Consider the following 17116-nt stretch of genomic DNA (forward strand, 5'->3'; position numbering starts at 1 on the left):
GATTCATTGATGTGATATCTGTGGAAAGGAACAGGATCAAACAGTATTTCCCACCATGGGAGAGAATCTTTTCGACGATCTAAATAACAAAGAAAAACCCGTCATCATCCTCCATCCGCACACCAAGTAGGTATGACGAACAGCTGGCTGGCGGGGGAGAATCCGCAGGACGGGTCACGGCATCGCAAGGACAGGTGGCTGACACCTTCTTCCCTGACCGACCCGCTCGGACACTTTGACTTGGACCCCGCAGGAGCACCCGGACACACGATCGCCGACCGAACCTATCTCATTGACCAAGGAGAGGATGGACTCGTGCTGCCGTGGAACAACCGAGTGTGGCTTAACCCTCCCTATGGCAAGCTTCTCAGCCCGTTCATGGCGCGGATGGCAGAACACAACCACGGCACGGCGCTCATCTTTGCCCGGACGGAGACAGCGATGTTTCATGCCTACGTCTGGCCATTGGCCAGTGCAGCGCTCTTCCTACGGGGGAGAGTGACGTTCTTGGATGCGGAAGGCAAGCGAGCCTCGGCGAACGCGGGAGCACCTTCCGTCCTCCTTGCCTACGGGGACGAGGACGCCCACATCCTCAGTGCGAGTGGTATCGACGGAGCCTTCCTTCGACTCCACTGAGGACTTCTTCGGGTCGGTTGGTGTACCCAAAATGGTCATTGTATCAACTGGGGTGTGTTTGTAGGGGTGGGGTGTGGCCCATGTGTGGTGGGTCGGGTGGGCTGGTTCGGGGGACCCATGAGGGACCTGTGGGAGGGGTGTGGGTCGTGTTTGTGACTCTCGTGGACATCCATTCACACGATCCAACACTGCCAAAGCATCCTCGCGCGGAGGTGGTCTGGAGGTGATCAACCACGTCTAAACGTGCCACCAGCATCTCCAACACCCGGGAAAAGCGAGTTTCGGACCACACAACGCCGTTTTTGGGCGTTCTGGGTTTTTGTAAGCTCCGTGATTACGGAGCTTACAAACAGTGTGCGAGCCTGTCAAATCGACGCTCCGAGGCCACAAAATCGCGTAAGAAAATGGCGGAATATCAACGAAAAGTCGTGTCCCCAAAGACTTTTCGTTGCAATACCGCCATTTCGGGGAAACCGTGGGGACACCTGGGGACACTTGTGGGGACAGTAGTTTTGTTGGTATTACAAGGAAAACTCTATATATATCTAGTGTCCCCAGTGTCCCCACAAAAAAACACATATCGTGTGCGACCCATACGCACTCTCTCTTTACCTGTCCCACCTCACTACGTGACGCGAACATCCCCCTCCCCTCATAGAGAGAGCAAACATCCTCTCTCTATATGTGTGGTGTTTTTCTGGGGACACTGGGGACAGGCCCTCAAAACACCGACTTTTCGTTGCTATCTCGCGGAAACACCTGTCCCCACCAGTGTCCCCAGTGTCCCCACGCAAACACGAAAACGGCGTCATACCAACGAAAAGTCGTGGGGACACCCCTTTTTCGGCGTTATTCCGCCACTTTCACCCCCGACACGCCGACATTTCTCACCTGTTCACTGGGGTTGCTACACTGCCAGAGCAGCTGGCATGTGTAGCAACCCCAGTGAAAACCCACCACACCCACCACCACGGCCCCACACCCACCTCACCGCACCACCCCACCATCCCAAAAAGATACGATGACGCACCACGTGGGGTGAGTTCCGCACACTGAGAGTGCATGACTGAGATTTCCCTTGGTGTCGTGGGTTCACGAGACATCGCGCATGAGCTCACTCAGGTCGGCTTTTCCGTCGTCTCGAGTGAAGACCCGATTGCGAGTGCCGCGCTGTCGTCATCGACTTTCCTCACGATCGTGATTGACTCACCGAGTCATCCGCCGCTTCTGAGTGCGATGGTGGACAACCTTGTCGCCCAAGGGGTGCGTGTCGCCGTTCTGGATTGTCCGGGAGGTGTGCTGGCCTCTTCCAACGCAGATGCGGCCCACATTTCGCGGTCTGAGCCTGTGAATCTCGCGGTGTTGCTCTCTCAATGTGGTGTGGAGCCTGCCCGTGCCATCGCTGCCGCGACCGTGACAATCCCCAGAATTGATTCTGAGCCACCTACGGCCCCCGTACGTGGAGATGCCCCACCGAGCACCCAAACGGCTGTGAGAGCCGATCCTGTGCGTCCTGAGCCATATGTCGCACCCGAACGCACTTCAGCGTTTGCACAGCCCCCGAAGGAGCCGTTCGAGCCGGTTTCGGTCACACCGGCATCTGTCGACGATTTTGAGCCAGTGCCGGTGGCTGACGAACCACCACCAGCGACGTACAAGCCGACCCCATCATTTGAGCCACCACCAGCGGCATTTGAACCCGCCCCAGCGGCATTTGAACCCGCCCCAGCGGCATTTGAACCCGCCCCAGCAGCGGACCATCCGTTTGAGCCGCCAGTTGGTGTCTACACCCCATCAGCGGGGTTTGAGTCGGTGCGCACGCCGATTGACCAGGTCTCCAGAGGCGCGTTCGAGTCACTCGGGCCGGTTCATGCCAGCCATAGGGCTCGAGCGTTCGCTTTTGACGACGACCTTCGCCGGGAGCAGCCCAACCAGGGCATCCTCATCCTCGTCATGAGTGGCAAGGGCGGAGCGTTGAAGACGACCCTGTCGATGTGTCTGGCACAGGCTGTTGGTCGCCACGGACTCAAGGCAACACTCATCGACGCGAACCGTGGACAGGCCGATGTGTCAACCATGCTTCGTCTTCGTCCGGGTTTTCCCACGATCTGGAATTATGCGATGGGAAGCGCGTATTCCGAAATTGCCATGACGCCAGCAATGGTGAGTGACTATCGTCCTTCCATCCTTGATGACGTTCTCTTCAAGTTTGTTGCCGGTCCAAACGCGGGCACATCTGACGCAAAAACGGTCACTCACCGTGTCTACCAAGACGTCATAAACAATGCTCTCAATGACTCCGATGTGGTGATTGTAGATACTCAGATCATGGAGGACTCCGACCAGTCTGGTTTATTCACAAATGTGTTCCTTCCAGCGTTGAGAAATCAACGCAACCCGACATGGTCCGTCTTCTTGACCGAGACGAGTAGACAGTCCCGCGACAACATGGTGAACCGAGTCACCTCCATGGTCAAAGAGGAAGCAGTTGACGCCAGTCACATCCTTCTCTGTCTGACACAGAAGGGCGAAAGTGACGACAAGGTCGAGCAGCAACTCATCGAAGCGGTCAGTAACGGACGTCTTCCCGGAACATGGGTGGGGAGCGTCCCTTTCGACGAGGCTGCCCGCAGTTCACAGGCCCTTGGACATCTCATCGACGGAAACGCCACATTCGTTCCAGTCGTGACGACAGTGTTGAGTTCGGTAACCGGAGATCCTCGTTTCGACACTGAGAAGACATCAGGGAAGAAGAAGAGGTTCTCGTGGCGTCGCCGGTGAAACAGCCCTCGTGGTTCACCGGACCATCCGTCCCCACGCCGACATCACGGTCGTCTGCCATCACATCGGCCGAGGGGCACGCGGCCCGCAGAGCAGCAGACCGTGAACGTGGGGTGTTCTTGACACATGTTCACCAGTCCAAGATGAGCGTGTGGCAGGCATTAGGTGAGGCTGACCGTCGCGGGGGCGCCTTGTCCAAAGTTCCATTGACCCGCATTCTCATAGAGACGGGGGAGTCTCGTACGCGTGCCGTGTGGATTCCCAAGCGTGTCGTCGAACTGACGGGGGAAGCCAAGAAGACCCGAGGTCCGGTCAATGTCTCATGGATGTGCGACAAGAAAGCCGGCGGGAATCGGTTGCTGTGCTTGGCCGAAGTGTTGTCTGAACGCGGGGATGTGCCGTGGCCAGGATTCCCGTTCGTCGTGCCACCTTTCGATGTAGACGAGGTGGCCTCGGCATGGACAGCATGAAAGAAAAGGTCGCTCACGCACTCCAAGATGAGGCGGACGTGGTGAGTCTTGCCGCCGAACTGGTGGAGGTGTTCAAGGGGTCCGGGCAACGCCGGGTCAGGTCTCGGGTGCATGGCTTGAGCGCGGATGAAGCTGTCTCTTTGCTCAACGAAGCCTTCGTATGGTTCTTGCATCGAGCCCGCACCGATAGGACATATCTGGACGGAATCAGTGACGTCATGTCAGTTCTCGTCATCCGCGCCCAGCAAGAAGGGTGGAGGTATGTTCATGAGCGTTCCAGCATCGTCTCAGGAACATCGGGGCAATTGTGGCGGCAACGCGAAATCATCAAGACGAGGACAGCGCTACTGGAACGGGGTGCGCCGTTCACCCGCGATGATCTGATCGAACAGACGAATGCGCGTCTGGCAACCCAACGAAAAGACTTCGCCCGACAAGGGATGCGGGTCTCGCCCGTGGACGTGGCAATGCTCTACGGAGTGCGCGAACTCGACAGTGAGCGTGCCAGCAATGTCGATGAACTCAGCGTGGCTGAAATCGTTCACGACACAGGTGGGCAAGGGATCTTCGGCGAGTTCATGAGCTGGTATGTCCAAGCGTGCATGGATGTGGGGATCAAACCTTCCCCCGAAGACCGCAAGGTGTGGGCGGCAGCCCATTCACTCTCACCCGCCCAGTGTTCCGAAATGGCACGTCTGGCCGACCAAAAACTCGAACGTTACGCCGGACAAGGGATGGGCCGAGGACTATTCATCGCCGTGGAAGGGGTGCGCGGGGCAGGCTTGACCACTCAGGTGCGTCAGATTCACAAGCTTGTCCATTCGTGGAGGCGTGAATGTGTGGTGGTGCGTCTACGCTCCCCACGTGCCCGAATCTCCACACCATCATCCCGCGTCCTGTCATGGGCACTGTCTGTCGCTGAGGTCTCCGAGGTTGTCCGGGACGGACTGGATAATGGGGCCGTCGTCATCGCGGATCGGTTCACCGCGAGTGTGGAGGCGTTCGGGGAATCTGAAGGCTTTGATCTTGACGATGTTCGTTCCATCTCCCGCTTTGCGGGCACCAACCTTGTCCCGGATGCGACGATTCTTCTTGACGCGCCCGACGTACCCGGAGAACAGGATACTGATGGATGGGCCAGAGGGACCTACAGGTTTCTCAGCGAAGATCCGACATGGTTTTGTGTGGATGCCAGTCGCCCCGTCCCCGAGGTGACTCGAGAGGTGGAAGCGATCGTTGCCCGGGTGTGTGGCAGAGACATGAGCATCCCGCACACTACACGTGCATGAACCAACTCGACCAAGTAGGTGGACTCCTCTGCCATTCAGGGACTCCTTCTTTCACGTTCACTGACTCAGGAATTGAACTGACCGACACGGCCATTGGTGTCATCCGCCGCAAGAAGTGGTCAGTGTCGGCTATGAAGGCTCAGCATGGGTGTCGGGCACGCTTCGGGGTGGAAAAGCTCGTGCCGTGGAGGGTGGTTCCCCATTCTCCGGCCCACATCGGCACGGTCTTCCATAGTGTCATGGAGAATCTGGCGGGATTGCCCGGCCCGGCACGCACACCGGATAAAGCCGCAGCGCTCATCACGGATATGATTCGGCGCGAAATCCGGGCCGGGGTTCTCACTGATGATGACATGGTGGCCTATACCGACCGGGTGCGACCTCTTGTCACACGTATGTTCGAGATTGAGAATGTCGCCGCGATTGACACGTTCGCCTGCGAGAAATGGGTGAACCTGACGATCAGTGGTGTTCCGTTCACCGGTGCAGTGGACCGGCTGGATACAACGTCCACCGGTGGGCTGAAAGTTGTGGATTACAAGACCGGCAAGGTTCCCAACCTTCGTTTCGGAGACGACCACGGAGACCAGTTACGTGTCTACGCATGGGCCGTCCCGCGTGTCCTCAAGCGCGAGGTCGATGAAGCATTCCTCTACTATCCGGCCGCCCCTACCCGGGCAGATACCGTGCGCCAGGTGGACTTGTCTGAGGATGCGGTTGCCCGTGTCATCGACGACATTCCGGCCACCTATGCCCAACACATGAAAGACATGACTGACGCCTTCCTGCCGTTTGAGACCGGGCCACTGTGTGCATGGTGTCCACTGTCGGCGCTGTGTCCTGCCGCCCATGCGGCAGGCATTCAGCCGAGCGAACGCTATGACGGCGCACTTGACCCAGCCCAGACCGGACTCCTCACACCAACGCCTGCCATTGTCACACCCGAGCCTGCCCCCAACCCGGACGATGAGTTGCCCCGACAGGCACTGGATCGCCTGCGTCCCACGCCCGCACACACAGAAAGGGAGGGAAAGGACACCATCATGCCGATTTTTGACGAAGCCAAACCGTGGGAAGAGACCCGTGGGGTCAACGCCAACGCCTATTCGACCGCCACCGCATTCGGACTTATCGCACTCGCAGCCGAAAAACTCCACGAGCAGGGTCAGGGGGCGGTGATGGAAGATGTTGAAGCTCTCGCAGGGACGTTCGACTGGATGATTCATGCCGTGGCGAGCAAGGTCTCCCAGACAGACGACCCCGAGGCCGGTATTCACACGCGCCTGTCGGGTGCACTGCGCACGAGTCTTCTCATCCATCCCATCCCCACCACGTTCGAAGTGGCCGACTGGAAGGCGTGGCAAAAGACAACCGCTAAGACGATGCTCACGGTCTGCGGTATCGCCTACGACATGTGTGATGCGAAGACACCCAAGACCAACGCCATCATCTCCTACCTTTCCTGACACGACCCGCACGAAGGACACTCATGACCCCCGAAGACATCGCGTACGCCGCATTTGGTGCTACACCCCGCCAGTCCGACGAGTCCGACACGGACTGGGAGAACCGGGTGGCTCGCACCGGACAGAAGATCGCTCTGGCCGTCTCCAATCCGGAAACCACCATTATGCGGGCCATTGCTCGCGCCATCCCCGCACCCGACGACAAGCCGTTTCGCGCCACCATTGTTGACGTGCGACTGGAGAAGCGTTCCAAGCGCACCATCGTCGAGACGTGGAGTGAGAAGAACGCCTCCGCAGACAAGATCGTCAAAGACGAACATGGTGACGATATGCCTCCCGGGCACGAGATCATTCGCACCCCCGCCAACTTTCCGGGGACGATCGACGCTCTCGTCTGTAAGGAGCTGACCACTCGTGCGATTGCACTTATGGGTCATCAGATCCTCGTCTTCAAAATACTCGAGTCGTTCCAGAAGAACGGCAACACACTCAAGTCGAGAGTCATGCTCGACATGCGCGACCTCGGTGTTGACGATCGCTTCGAGGTCATCTATCGCACCAATGCTCGGGGGGAGAAGATACCGAGTCGGGCCGAACTGGTCTGACTATCGTCCCGTGTATGAGTGGACCCACCTAGGTGAACAGGTGGGTCCACGTCTTTTCCGCACACAACACATATGAACACCGACCGGAAGGAAGAATCCATGACAGTCCAGTGGCCCTACGATGACGGATCGCCCGACGAAACCCCCACCAGCGCTGGGGAAGAACCCACCTTGGAGACACCCGCTCAGGAGGAGGATAACGTTGAAGCGCCTACCGGGCAGACCCGACGCCGAAAGAAGAAGAACGCTGTCGGCTCTGCCTCACGCGAGCAGCGCCGCAAGTTCAAGGACATCGCCCTTAAAGCAATCCAGTTGTACGAAGCCGCCCCTCTCTCACGCGATTACGTGGCGATCGAGTTGGGCATCAAGTCTTCCCGGCCCGAAGATCTCGCGATCGAAGCCCTCACGACTACCCGAGAGATGTCACCTCTGGGCGACATCCTCGCCATGTACACTCACGACAAGTTCGACATCCTCATGGAACTGGTTGGCAAGAACCGCGAAGAACATCGCACCATCTGGAATGCGTTGAAGGCATTGGGTGCGGCAGACGATACGCCCCTGCCCGCCGATGAACGAGAATCGGCCCGAGTCCTCGTGGATGCCATCACCTCCATCGACTCGGACACCGGCACCGACATTGCCACCGCCCTCGACCTTCTCGACTGACCATGAAGTGTCGAAGCTGGAAAACTGTGGGGTCCCTTGCACATCAAGGGACCCCCGGGCGGCGACCCACCTGGACCCGATGCCACAACCCAGTCGAACCCGGACAGGTGCGCTGCCGCGACTGTTGGAACACCCTAGCCACCCACCCCGACCCAGACGTGCGCATTGCCCTAGCAGGTGAAGCGAACATTCCAGAAGACATCGCCGACTTCCTCGCTCACGATCCCGATCCGCGCGTCGTCGCCGCCATGGAAGGGCCACGATCATGAGACAGAAGAATCCGTGGGACACCGACCTAGAGGACGCTCCCCGCTCCGATATTCCCGCAACAGGGAAGGTCGCCGCTCGCGCCAAACGGACCCGACGCTACGTCACGTTCGCAACTATCTCCCTGCCCGTCCTCCTCTTCGTTTTCATCATGATTCTCGGCTCACTTCTGCTGGGGTCGGGCTCAACGAGTGAGACGGATAGCTCCGAGCTTTCCGCCACCGAACAAGCAGGCCGGGCGCTTGCTATCCAGACGGTACAGTCGTGGCTCGACTCAGACCCAGCCCCACTGCCGTCTGGTGAGCTCGTCACGTGGGATGCGGTCGAATCCATCCCCTCTGTTTCTGCCACCGCCGATTCCAGTATGTCTGCCAGCACGGCAGATACGGACAGTTCTGGTTGGCCGGTGGATGTGCATACCTTGACTGTGGTGGCCACCTCGACCGGGCAGATGTTCCACACGCAGGTGGCGCTTACCAATACGAGTGCTGATCCGGTTGTCTCCTCAACTCCATCCCTCATCCCGTACACCCCAGTGTCTGAGACGAATGCGAACTCGTGGGCTGACCCGATCGTGCCAGTCGGATTGGATGATGAAGCCCTCTCCACATCGGTCCAGACATGGGCGGAAGCCTACTTCTCTGGAGACGCATCTAAGCTGCGGCAAGCTGTTGGCGACACGGACACGAACCACACCTACATTCCCATGCCCGCTGCGAGCGTCGACGTCACAATTTTGGCCACGTCAGCATTGGAGGAGCTCGAAGATTCCAGCCAGAGTCCGGACACCATCATTGCCAACGTGGCTGTTGCAGCCATATGGCCGTCTACGGATGAGTCGGGCGAGTCAACCACCCCCACGCCGATCAGTTTCGATGTTCTCATCATTGACGCAAACACGGCCTCTCCACGGGTTGTGACGTGGGGCGGGTCAGGGACGGGTCCGACATTGGAGGCATACGGGAACGCCCTTTCGGGGGTGTCGGTGGACAGCCCGGCCCAAGATTTGACCCAGTCAGCATCCCCCACGTCAGAGGCAACCTCATGAAACTCGTCGACTTCACGGTGACAGAAAAGTCCGACCGTCCTGTCTATCCGACCTCCATTATCGGGTCGACCCCCGACGGGCGTTTCTTTTGTGAGGGAGGGCCGATGTGGGCCTATTTTGCGGTTCCTCTCAACCCGACTTTCGATGCCAAGACGGAAGAGCTGCGGTTGCAGACCCCGGCTCCCCTGTACAACGCTCTGGATGAGCTGTGCCGCATGAACAAGATCAGCGGTATCAAGCTGCGCAGGATTCAGAGGGGCGGATACCGCCAGTTCCATATCCTGTCCATCAACCTTGACGCCATGTTCCACACTCCCTACGCCGATGAGCTCTCCGACATGCTCAACACGTATTACGAGGACGTGCGCACCATCCGTCGTGTTGTTCTCCTCGGTGTTCAACTCAACGCGTCGGTCACCTCTCACGGACTGTGGGGAGCGGTTGAGTCGATTGCCTCCACATTCCAGTCGGGACGGGCACCCGCCTCAGATTTCGATGATGACTTCACCCGTGTCAAGACAACAATGGCTCGCCATGGTCTGGGGCGGGTGACCAAGGCGGACATGGCGTTGGCCCGCTCGTGGTGGAATCTGGGGCGCCCCTCGGACACCTACTACATGGCTGAACCCAGCCGGTATCACCTGTTCCGCACCGCCGATGCGGCATCCCAGTGTCAGAATCTTTACGAGGCGAAAGTCCCCAGTTCACAGTGGCCCGACTCGCCGGATCATTACTGTGTCACCATGGCATCCGTACGTGAGTTCGACATTCCACACGGCACGGATGCCCTGTCTGCGGAAGCCTCTTGGTTGTCTGCCCTCATCGACAACGACGCCTTATGCATCTCCATCCGGGGCGCTCTCGAACCGGGGATCATCACTGCCCGGGAAATTGACCGCAACACCACCGGATACACGAGTGACGTGAACGAGGCGGCCGCCAACGGACGCAACGCCACCCCCGAGCAGCAGGACAAACTCAACCAGTTGGCCTATATGCGCGACGTATATCGGGGTGCCGGTGCCCCCACAACAGCCACGGACGTGTCCGTCACGGTCGCGTTTAATGGGGATGGGTCAGATCTGGACAAGATGTCGATTCCTCTCATCGACGTGTCGAAGATGGAGTCGCGTCAGGTCGGTGCGATGGCGGAGACATGGCTGTGCCCGGTCACTCGGGTCAACCCTGCCCGTCACGACCTGCCGTTGGAGACGATCGCCTATTCGGGCATCTGTTCCCTCTCCCATGTGGGGGATCACCCGAAAGGCTCCGCACTGACCGGATTCACCGAGCGGGACCGTCAACCGGCGTGGACCAACCCGGCTGCCGCTATGACTCTTGCCGATTCCCCACCACTGGTAGGAGTGTTCGGTATGTCTGGTTCGGGCAAGACAATGTTCGGAGTGTGGCATCTCATCCAGTTCTCCGCACTTAGCCACAAGACCATCTTCATCAACCCGAAGGAAGAATCCGACTTCGAGCCGCTCTTCACCTACTACGGGGGAGTGACGATCGACCTGGGCGACATTGCCTCCTCGGACGGCATTCTTGACCCGTTACGTTTTGAGGTCGACCCTCTAGACGGCATCGACATGGCGATCTCGACCCTGAAGTTCCTAAACCCATGGGACAGGTCCGACCAGAACGTTGAGGTTGCCTTGTATGCGGCGATCCGGGCGGGGGTTCAAGCCGGTGCCACGTCCACCTTGGGTGCGTTGCACAAGGCTCGCGAACTCGGGGTTCCCGGCGCGACCCGGGAACTCATCGACCCCATCGAGACTATTGTCCACGCGGTTCCCATGGCCTCGGCTCTCATTGGGACCGAGTCTTCGAAGAACCGTCTTGCCTTCGACAACGACCTCACCCTCATTCAACTTGGCTCGGCCAAACTCAACCTGCCCAAAGGTGGCAAGTTGTCCGAGACGATGACGCTGTCCGAACGTATCGCCGTTTCGGTCGTGCGCATGTTGGTGCGTGGTTCGACGATCGCGGTGCGCGGGGATGCCGGCGTGGTGGGGTTGGACGAAGCATGGATCTTCTTCGACACGGCTGGTGACGAACTCGAGTCGTTGGGGCGGCTGGCCCGCTCGATGGATGTGGCGATCTGGCTGTTGACCCAACGTGTGACAGATGTCCAGCGGGCCAACCTTTCCGACTTCATCTCCACCTCCTACATTCTGGGGATGAACGCGGAGGAGGAAGCGAAAGCTGCCTGTCGTCTGGCTCGTATTGAACCGACGCCCTCTCGTATCCAACGCATGATGGCGCCAGCCAAGATCAAGGGGCAGGGTGGGGCGACCGCATTTAACTGGGCTTCCCAGCGTGCCCTCGTCGACGAAGAGACTCGTAAGACGATCCGGGGAGCGATCTGTCTATACATGGATGTGTCTGACCGAGCAGTTTATGTTGAGGTTCCCTTGCCAGACGAGTTCCTTCACTTGGCCTCCACAAACAAGATTGATCGCCAGCGTTCTGGGCGTGTAGCACCCGCGAGGAAATCCGCACACTAAGTCGGTGCGAGCGAAAGCCGTCGCTAAGCAGTAACAAAAAATGACCAGAACATGAAAGGGCTTTCTCATGGCTCACATCATTGTCAACGGGAACATGACCGCTGACCCCACTTTCGGAACCAACAAAGAGGGCAAGGACTACGTGTCCTTCTCCATCGCTCACGAGTCCTACATTCGCGACAGGGACGGTGGACGTAAGGACGACACCCCGGTCCAGTACTACAACATCTACACGACCAACTCTGCCGTCGTGCAGTCCATGGAACGCAACGAAACGATCGGTAAGGGTACTCGCCTCATCGTTTCGGGCAACGTCACCTTCGACTCCTACGTGACGCGTGATGGGGAAGAGCGTGACTCCTTCTCCATCTACCCCGACTTCATCGGTGTTGACCTTGTCTTCTCCGACATTGTGTGGTCCCGTCCGGCCCGCCCGGATGAGGATGATGAACCTGCCCGCACCTCTCGTACAAAGAAGCGTGCCAAGGCTACCCCCGTCGAGGACGACATTGACGAGGACGAGGACGAGGACGAGGTGGAAGACAAGCCTGCCTCTCGCCGCGCGTCAACAACTCGTGGAAAGACATCTCGGGCCAAGTCCGCCCCCGTAGAGGACGAAGACGAGGAGGTAGAGGATAAGCCTGCCTCTCGCCGGGCAGCAACGGGTCGTGCCAAGACGGGCCGGGCCACAACAGGTCGTGCCAAGACGGGCCGGACCAAGGCGTCTGCCGCCGATGATATCGACGAGATGTTCGACTAAACATCCACCCCATCTGTCAGACAGCCGGTGTACGTGCGTATGCCGGCTGTCTGCGTCATGGCAAAGGAGGAAACCGTGGAGCCGTGGCTGAACGACATCGCATGTTCCGGGGCCGACCCAGAGGTGTTCTTTGGTGGAAAGAACATGGTGGCCTTCACCATCGCGATGAGCATGTGCACTCGATGCCCTGTCCGCCAGGAGTGCCTGGACTGGGCTATGACGTCCGAAGACCATACTGCACGCCCCCGACATGGCATTTTTGGGGGTCTGACTCCGGCTCAGCGCGATCAACTCCCTGACCGCACACTACCCCTGTAGACACGAGTGGAGGTGACCGGTGGCAGTAAAGAGTCCTCTTCTACGCACCCGCGTGGATGACATCATATGGTTTCTCACCGCCCGGTGGGCGAAGTGGGCAGGTTCAGTGGTTGGACTTGCCCTCATCGGGGTGTGCGTATGGATGTGGGCGGTGCCGTGGGTACAGGACCGACTCGAACCCACCGTCGTCGTCCAGCAGGAGATCATTGAAGGAAGCGCAAACCCAGACACGGTCAAGAAGTTGGCGTCAGCCCAAGTTGACCTGTCCACCTCTGTCACCCAGGCCACGACGGTTCACGATGATCTAGCTGAGCTCATCACCTCCACTCAAAACGCGACGGCAGACAATCAGACCCGTCTGGATGGGGCCGATGCCCGCGACGCACTCGAAGAGGCGATCACGCTGGCACAACAGGTCGATTCGATCGACCCCACCGATTACGAATCAGCCCGCGCGAACGTTGTCGCGGCCACCAGTACCGCCACAGAGGCCATGGACACGATCACCGCCTCACATGAGAAGTGGCAAGCCGACCAAAAAACCTCCACACCCGCCCCAGCCGCCCCGTCCGCTACGACTGCGGCACCAAAACCTGCCGCCACCACGAAGGCACCTGCCGTCACCACACAGGCTCCGGCGCCTTCGGTTGCTGCACCCACGCCCGCCCCGGCGGTGACATCTACTGGGTTGAAACTGACAGTCTCATGTGACCGTTCCTCAGCTATCAAAGTCGTCGGTAATGGCTCACTCACAGTCAATGGCTCTGGCGTCTCGTCGGGAGCGACGGTGTCGGGAACACAGTTCTCTCTGGCGACAACCGGAACGTCGTTGAGTTGGTCATGGGTCAGTGGAGGTAATTGTGCCTGATACTCACACACCTGCGAAGAAGGCTCTCTCCCTTGCCACCACAGGAGCCAAGAATGTCGCCAAGAAGAAGCTCATCGTCCCGGTCGCTGTCATCGTTGCGATAGCCTGCGTGTTCAGCATCATCTTCATCTCCATCGACTCCCTGTTCGGTTCGAGCGTGCAAACCCAGACCACCATCAATGACAATTCTGCCCAAGCAGTGGCAGACGCCGGATACGTCAACCAAGAAAACTACGCCATCTTTCAAGATGCAACGTCCGGCACATCTGTGCCATGGCAGATTCTCGGTGTCCTGTCAGCCACCGGAACACTGTCCGGCACAAGTAATGGTGGTGCCAATTTGACGGTGGATGTTCCCGATGAATATGTCGACATTGTCAACCGGGCCGGGTCCATCTGCGAGGACATCACCCCCAACCTCATCGCCGCACAAATCCACGCCGAATCCAGTTGGAACCCGAACGCTGGGTCTCTAGCCGGTGCCCAAGGCATCGCCCAATTCATGCCCGCCACATGGGCGGCAAACGGACTGGACGGGGATGGGGACGGCACAGCCGACATCCTCAACCCGATCGACGCCATCTGGAGCCAAGGCAACCTCATGTGTTCCAACGTCGCAGCCATTAAGGTGTGGATCGCCGACGGAACAGTCTCCGGGGATGTCATCTCTCTCGCCCTTGCCGGATACAACGCCGGAATGGGTGCCGTGAAAAAAGCCGGGGGGATACCCAGCTACGTGGAGACAACGAACTACGTCTCGAAAATCCTCGCAGCCGTCTCCAACTCCTCCACCACGACCGTCACCTCTTCCTCATCCACACTCTCCCCATTGGCATGGGCCTACCAGCAAGAAGGAAAGCCCTACCGAAACTCTGGCCCCAACGCCAACTCCTCCACGTGCGGATCACGCGGACCAGCCTGCTTCGACTGCTCCGGACTGACATGGTCCGCCTTTAGTGCAACGCTGGGACTCGACATCGGATACACACCCGCCGCCCAATACGCGGGCTACGCCTCCTACGGAGGCCAACGCGTCAGTTCGGCAGACGACACCCTCGCCGTGGGAGACCTCATCTTCTGGTATGACACAAGCAAAGGCAAAGTCGGACACGTCGCCTTCTACGCCGGAAACGGCAAAATCTACGACTCAGCCAACCCCACCGAAACCATCGGCGTGCGCGACATGTACAAGGACACCTCCACCTTCTACCGCATGGAATACGCCATCCGTATCCCCGGGGCCGCCACCGGAGTCAGCCCAGCCACCGGAAACTCATCCACCACAGGAGTCATCACCACCACATCCAGCACACTCTTTACCGGCGGCAATGGCCCCTTCCACCTGACCGACGACGCATCCATCACCGCCACCGACACGGCTATCCAAGCCCACTACATCACCTCCCTCCTCACCGCCGTTGCTTCCGACTACGACTTCGCCGTGGGCATCTCCGTCAACAAAGACGCACAAATCGTCGAAGACACCAGCGATGAAGCCACCCAAGCCATCCAAAAGACCCGCGACGGATGGGTCACAACCCTCTCCACCCTGCCCATCTCAGGCATGAGCGAAGACCGTGCCGGACAAGCATGGGACATGGCCCGCCAGTGGTACATGGGGATCCTCACCAACCCCTCCACCACATGCACCATCGGGGACGCTATCAACACCGACAACCTCGCAAACACCGACGGCACCATCGACGTGACCACAAACAACGACGGAACCACCACAACCGTCTCTCTCGACGACACCCAAATCGCCAACGCCCAAACCATCTTCCACACCGCAACCGGCGCCGGAGCAACCCGCAACGAAATCCTCGCCCTCTTCCAAGTGGCCCTCGCCACCACCGAACTCACAAACATCCCCACAGGCCAATCCACCAACGGAGGCATCGGCATCCTCTCCCTATCCACCCGCGACGGTTGGGGAAGCGAAACCGACCTCATGAACCCAGCCACAGCCACCCTCAACTTCCTCGGACTGGACGGACGCACAAGCACCGCCGACGGCACCCGCCAAATCTCCGGCTACACCTCCATGACCCCATCCAACCTCGCACTCGCGGTCTATGGCGGCACCGTTTCGGACATGTTTGAGGCGTGGTCGGGTGCGGCATCAATGCTCGTCAACGCGATGTCAACGTCGACGTGTACGACCAGTGGGACGTCGTCGGGAACATGGGTTCGTCCCGTCCCCGATTCTGTGGCCATCTCCTCCGTGTTCGGATATCGCAGCCTTCTCGTGTCTGGCTCCAACTTCCACACAGGTGTTGATTGGGCTGGGCCTGTGGGCACGCCGATCTATGCCATGTCGGATGGGACTGTCGCCTATGTCGGGAAAGTGGGGGAGAGTCCCTACTATTCGGGTGCCTTCATCATCATCGACCACGGGGATGGGGTGTGGAGCGAGTACAACCACATGTATGACGATGACATTGACGTCGCTGTGGGAAACACGGTCGTGGCTGGACAGCAGATCGCTAGTATTGGAAATGCCGGGAGATCGACAGGGCCTCACGTTCACACAGCCATCATCTTTGATGACTCCCTGCCTCGTGTCCCCACACGCTCGACGCTGCAAGATCCCATCAAGTTTCTCACCGAACAAGGTGTGGATGTGTGGCTGACCCAGACACCACTGTCATGAAAGGGAAGACGATGACACCACGCACAGCCCTCGCGGGCATGGCACTGACGGTATTACTCGTTTCCGGATGCGCCGGCCCGGACGCGGGGGAGGAAGCCACCTCTCCCGTATCGGTGGAAATCTCAGCGCCCGACTCGATCAGTGCCACACCAAACTCGAGCGCATCTGCTTCTGCCAGTGCATCTGGTTCAGCCAGCGCATCTGCTTCAGCCAGTGATGGTGCTTTTGATGGGACGGGTGTCCAATCCACGGCCCCCGAGGGGGTGACGGCCCGCCAGTGGGCGATCGACACGTATCAGGCCGCCCTCATCGTGGAGAAGTTCATTCACGCCAAGTATTCCTCCTACGATGGCGACTATTCCCGATGGATGAAGAACGCAGCCATATATTCGACCGACAACCAGATTGCCAACGACACCGCCTACGCCACCACGCGCGATTCCATCCAGTTCACCGAGTGGATCGAAGAGGATGGGGTCACCTGTGAAGGTGTCTCGTGGCCGAACCAGTCATGGGTGGACCCGCTCAAAGAGACGACCGCTGACTCGTTCACCATCATCATTCCCATGCGCATCGAGTGCTTCTGGCCTTCCATGAGCGACTACGAGGTCCATGAGAAAACGGTGCTCTACTCGACAAGCTGGGGGTTGGGCGGTTTGAACGTCAACGACTACTCGTACACGGTGGTCCGTTCTGGCGACTCATGGTTGGTGGACAACGAAGACACGGAAGAGCCAGGACTGGCGGACTGACGGGACGGGCTTCCCGCACACTGA

14 protein-coding genes are annotated in these 17116 nt (G+C 59.0%); all 14 read left to right on the top strand.

The window, feature by feature from the left end; genetic code table 11:
* Window positions 1-132: 132 nt before the first annotated feature.
* The gene (locus H2O17_RS04105) at window positions 133-636 is read left to right on the top strand and encodes a DNA N-6-adenine-methyltransferase (RefSeq protein ID WP_182050473.1); all 504 of its coding nucleotides are present in this window, start codon (window positions 133-135) and stop codon (window positions 634-636) included.
* Between the two features lie 1062 nt (window positions 637-1698).
* A complete protein-coding gene (locus H2O17_RS04110) occupies window positions 1699-3417 on the top strand; it encodes a nucleotide-binding protein (protein WP_182050474.1) in 1719 nt (572 codons plus the stop codon).
* Between the two features lie 143 nt (window positions 3418-3560).
* Entirely contained in the window at window positions 3561-3887 is a 327-nt protein-coding gene (locus tag H2O17_RS04115) for a hypothetical protein (RefSeq protein WP_182050475.1), read from the top strand.
* Window positions 3875-5176 (top strand): dTMP kinase, encoded by a 1302-nt coding sequence (locus H2O17_RS04120; protein WP_182050476.1) that lies wholly within the window; start codon window positions 3875-3877, stop codon window positions 5174-5176. The genes H2O17_RS04115 and H2O17_RS04120 overlap by 13 nt, the downstream gene beginning before the upstream one ends.
* Window positions 5173-6642: a RecB family exonuclease gene (locus tag H2O17_RS04125; RefSeq protein WP_182050477.1), complete on the top strand. Its 1470-nt coding sequence runs from the start codon at window positions 5173-5175 to the stop codon at window positions 6640-6642. Before H2O17_RS04120 ends, H2O17_RS04125 begins: the two co-directional genes overlap by 4 nt.
* Window positions 6643-6665: 23 nt before the next feature.
* Window positions 6666-7247, top strand: coding sequence for a hypothetical protein (locus tag H2O17_RS04130; protein ID WP_182050478.1), 582 nt, complete (start codon window positions 6666-6668; stop codon window positions 7245-7247).
* Between the two features lie 72 nt (window positions 7248-7319).
* A complete protein-coding gene (locus tag H2O17_RS04135) occupies window positions 7320-7916 on the top strand; it encodes a hypothetical protein (RefSeq protein ID WP_182050479.1) in 597 nt (198 codons plus the stop codon).
* A gap of 265 nt (window positions 7917-8181) precedes the next feature.
* Entirely contained in the window at window positions 8182-9231 is a 1050-nt protein-coding gene (locus tag H2O17_RS04140) for a hypothetical protein (RefSeq protein WP_182050480.1), read from the top strand.
* Window positions 9228-11741 (top strand): ATP-binding protein, encoded by a 2514-nt coding sequence (locus H2O17_RS04145; RefSeq protein ID WP_182050481.1) that lies wholly within the window; start codon window positions 9228-9230, stop codon window positions 11739-11741. Before H2O17_RS04140 ends, H2O17_RS04145 begins: the two co-directional genes overlap by 4 nt.
* A 67-nt stretch (window positions 11742-11808) precedes the next feature.
* Window positions 11809-12501 carry a single-stranded DNA-binding protein gene (locus H2O17_RS04150; protein ID WP_182050482.1) on the top strand — a complete coding sequence of 231 codons (693 nt, stop codon included), beginning with the start codon at window positions 11809-11811 and terminating at the stop codon, window positions 12499-12501.
* A gap of 57 nt (window positions 12502-12558) precedes the next feature.
* Window positions 12559-12819 carry a WhiB family transcriptional regulator gene (locus tag H2O17_RS11795; RefSeq protein WP_425486306.1) on the top strand — a complete coding sequence of 87 codons (261 nt, stop codon included), beginning with the start codon at window positions 12559-12561 and terminating at the stop codon, window positions 12817-12819.
* Between the two features lie 19 nt (window positions 12820-12838).
* The gene (locus H2O17_RS04160) at window positions 12839-13687 is read left to right on the top strand and encodes a hypothetical protein (RefSeq protein ID WP_182050484.1); all 849 of its coding nucleotides are present in this window, start codon (window positions 12839-12841) and stop codon (window positions 13685-13687) included.
* Complete coding sequence (locus tag H2O17_RS11715; RefSeq protein ID WP_220456823.1) at window positions 13680-16340, top strand: peptidoglycan DD-metalloendopeptidase family protein; 2661 nt, start codon at window positions 13680-13682, stop codon at window positions 16338-16340. The genes H2O17_RS04160 and H2O17_RS11715 overlap by 8 nt, the downstream gene beginning before the upstream one ends.
* Window positions 16313-17092, top strand: a complete 780-nt coding sequence (locus tag H2O17_RS04170) for a hypothetical protein (protein ID WP_182050486.1) — start codon at window positions 16313-16315, stop codon at window positions 17090-17092. The genes H2O17_RS11715 and H2O17_RS04170 overlap by 28 nt, the downstream gene beginning before the upstream one ends.
* Window positions 17093-17116: the final 24 nt, after the last annotated feature.

The organism is Changpingibacter yushuensis (assembly GCF_014041995.1).
GTDB lineage: Bacteria > Actinomycetota > Actinomycetes > Actinomycetales > Actinomycetaceae > Changpingibacter > Changpingibacter yushuensis.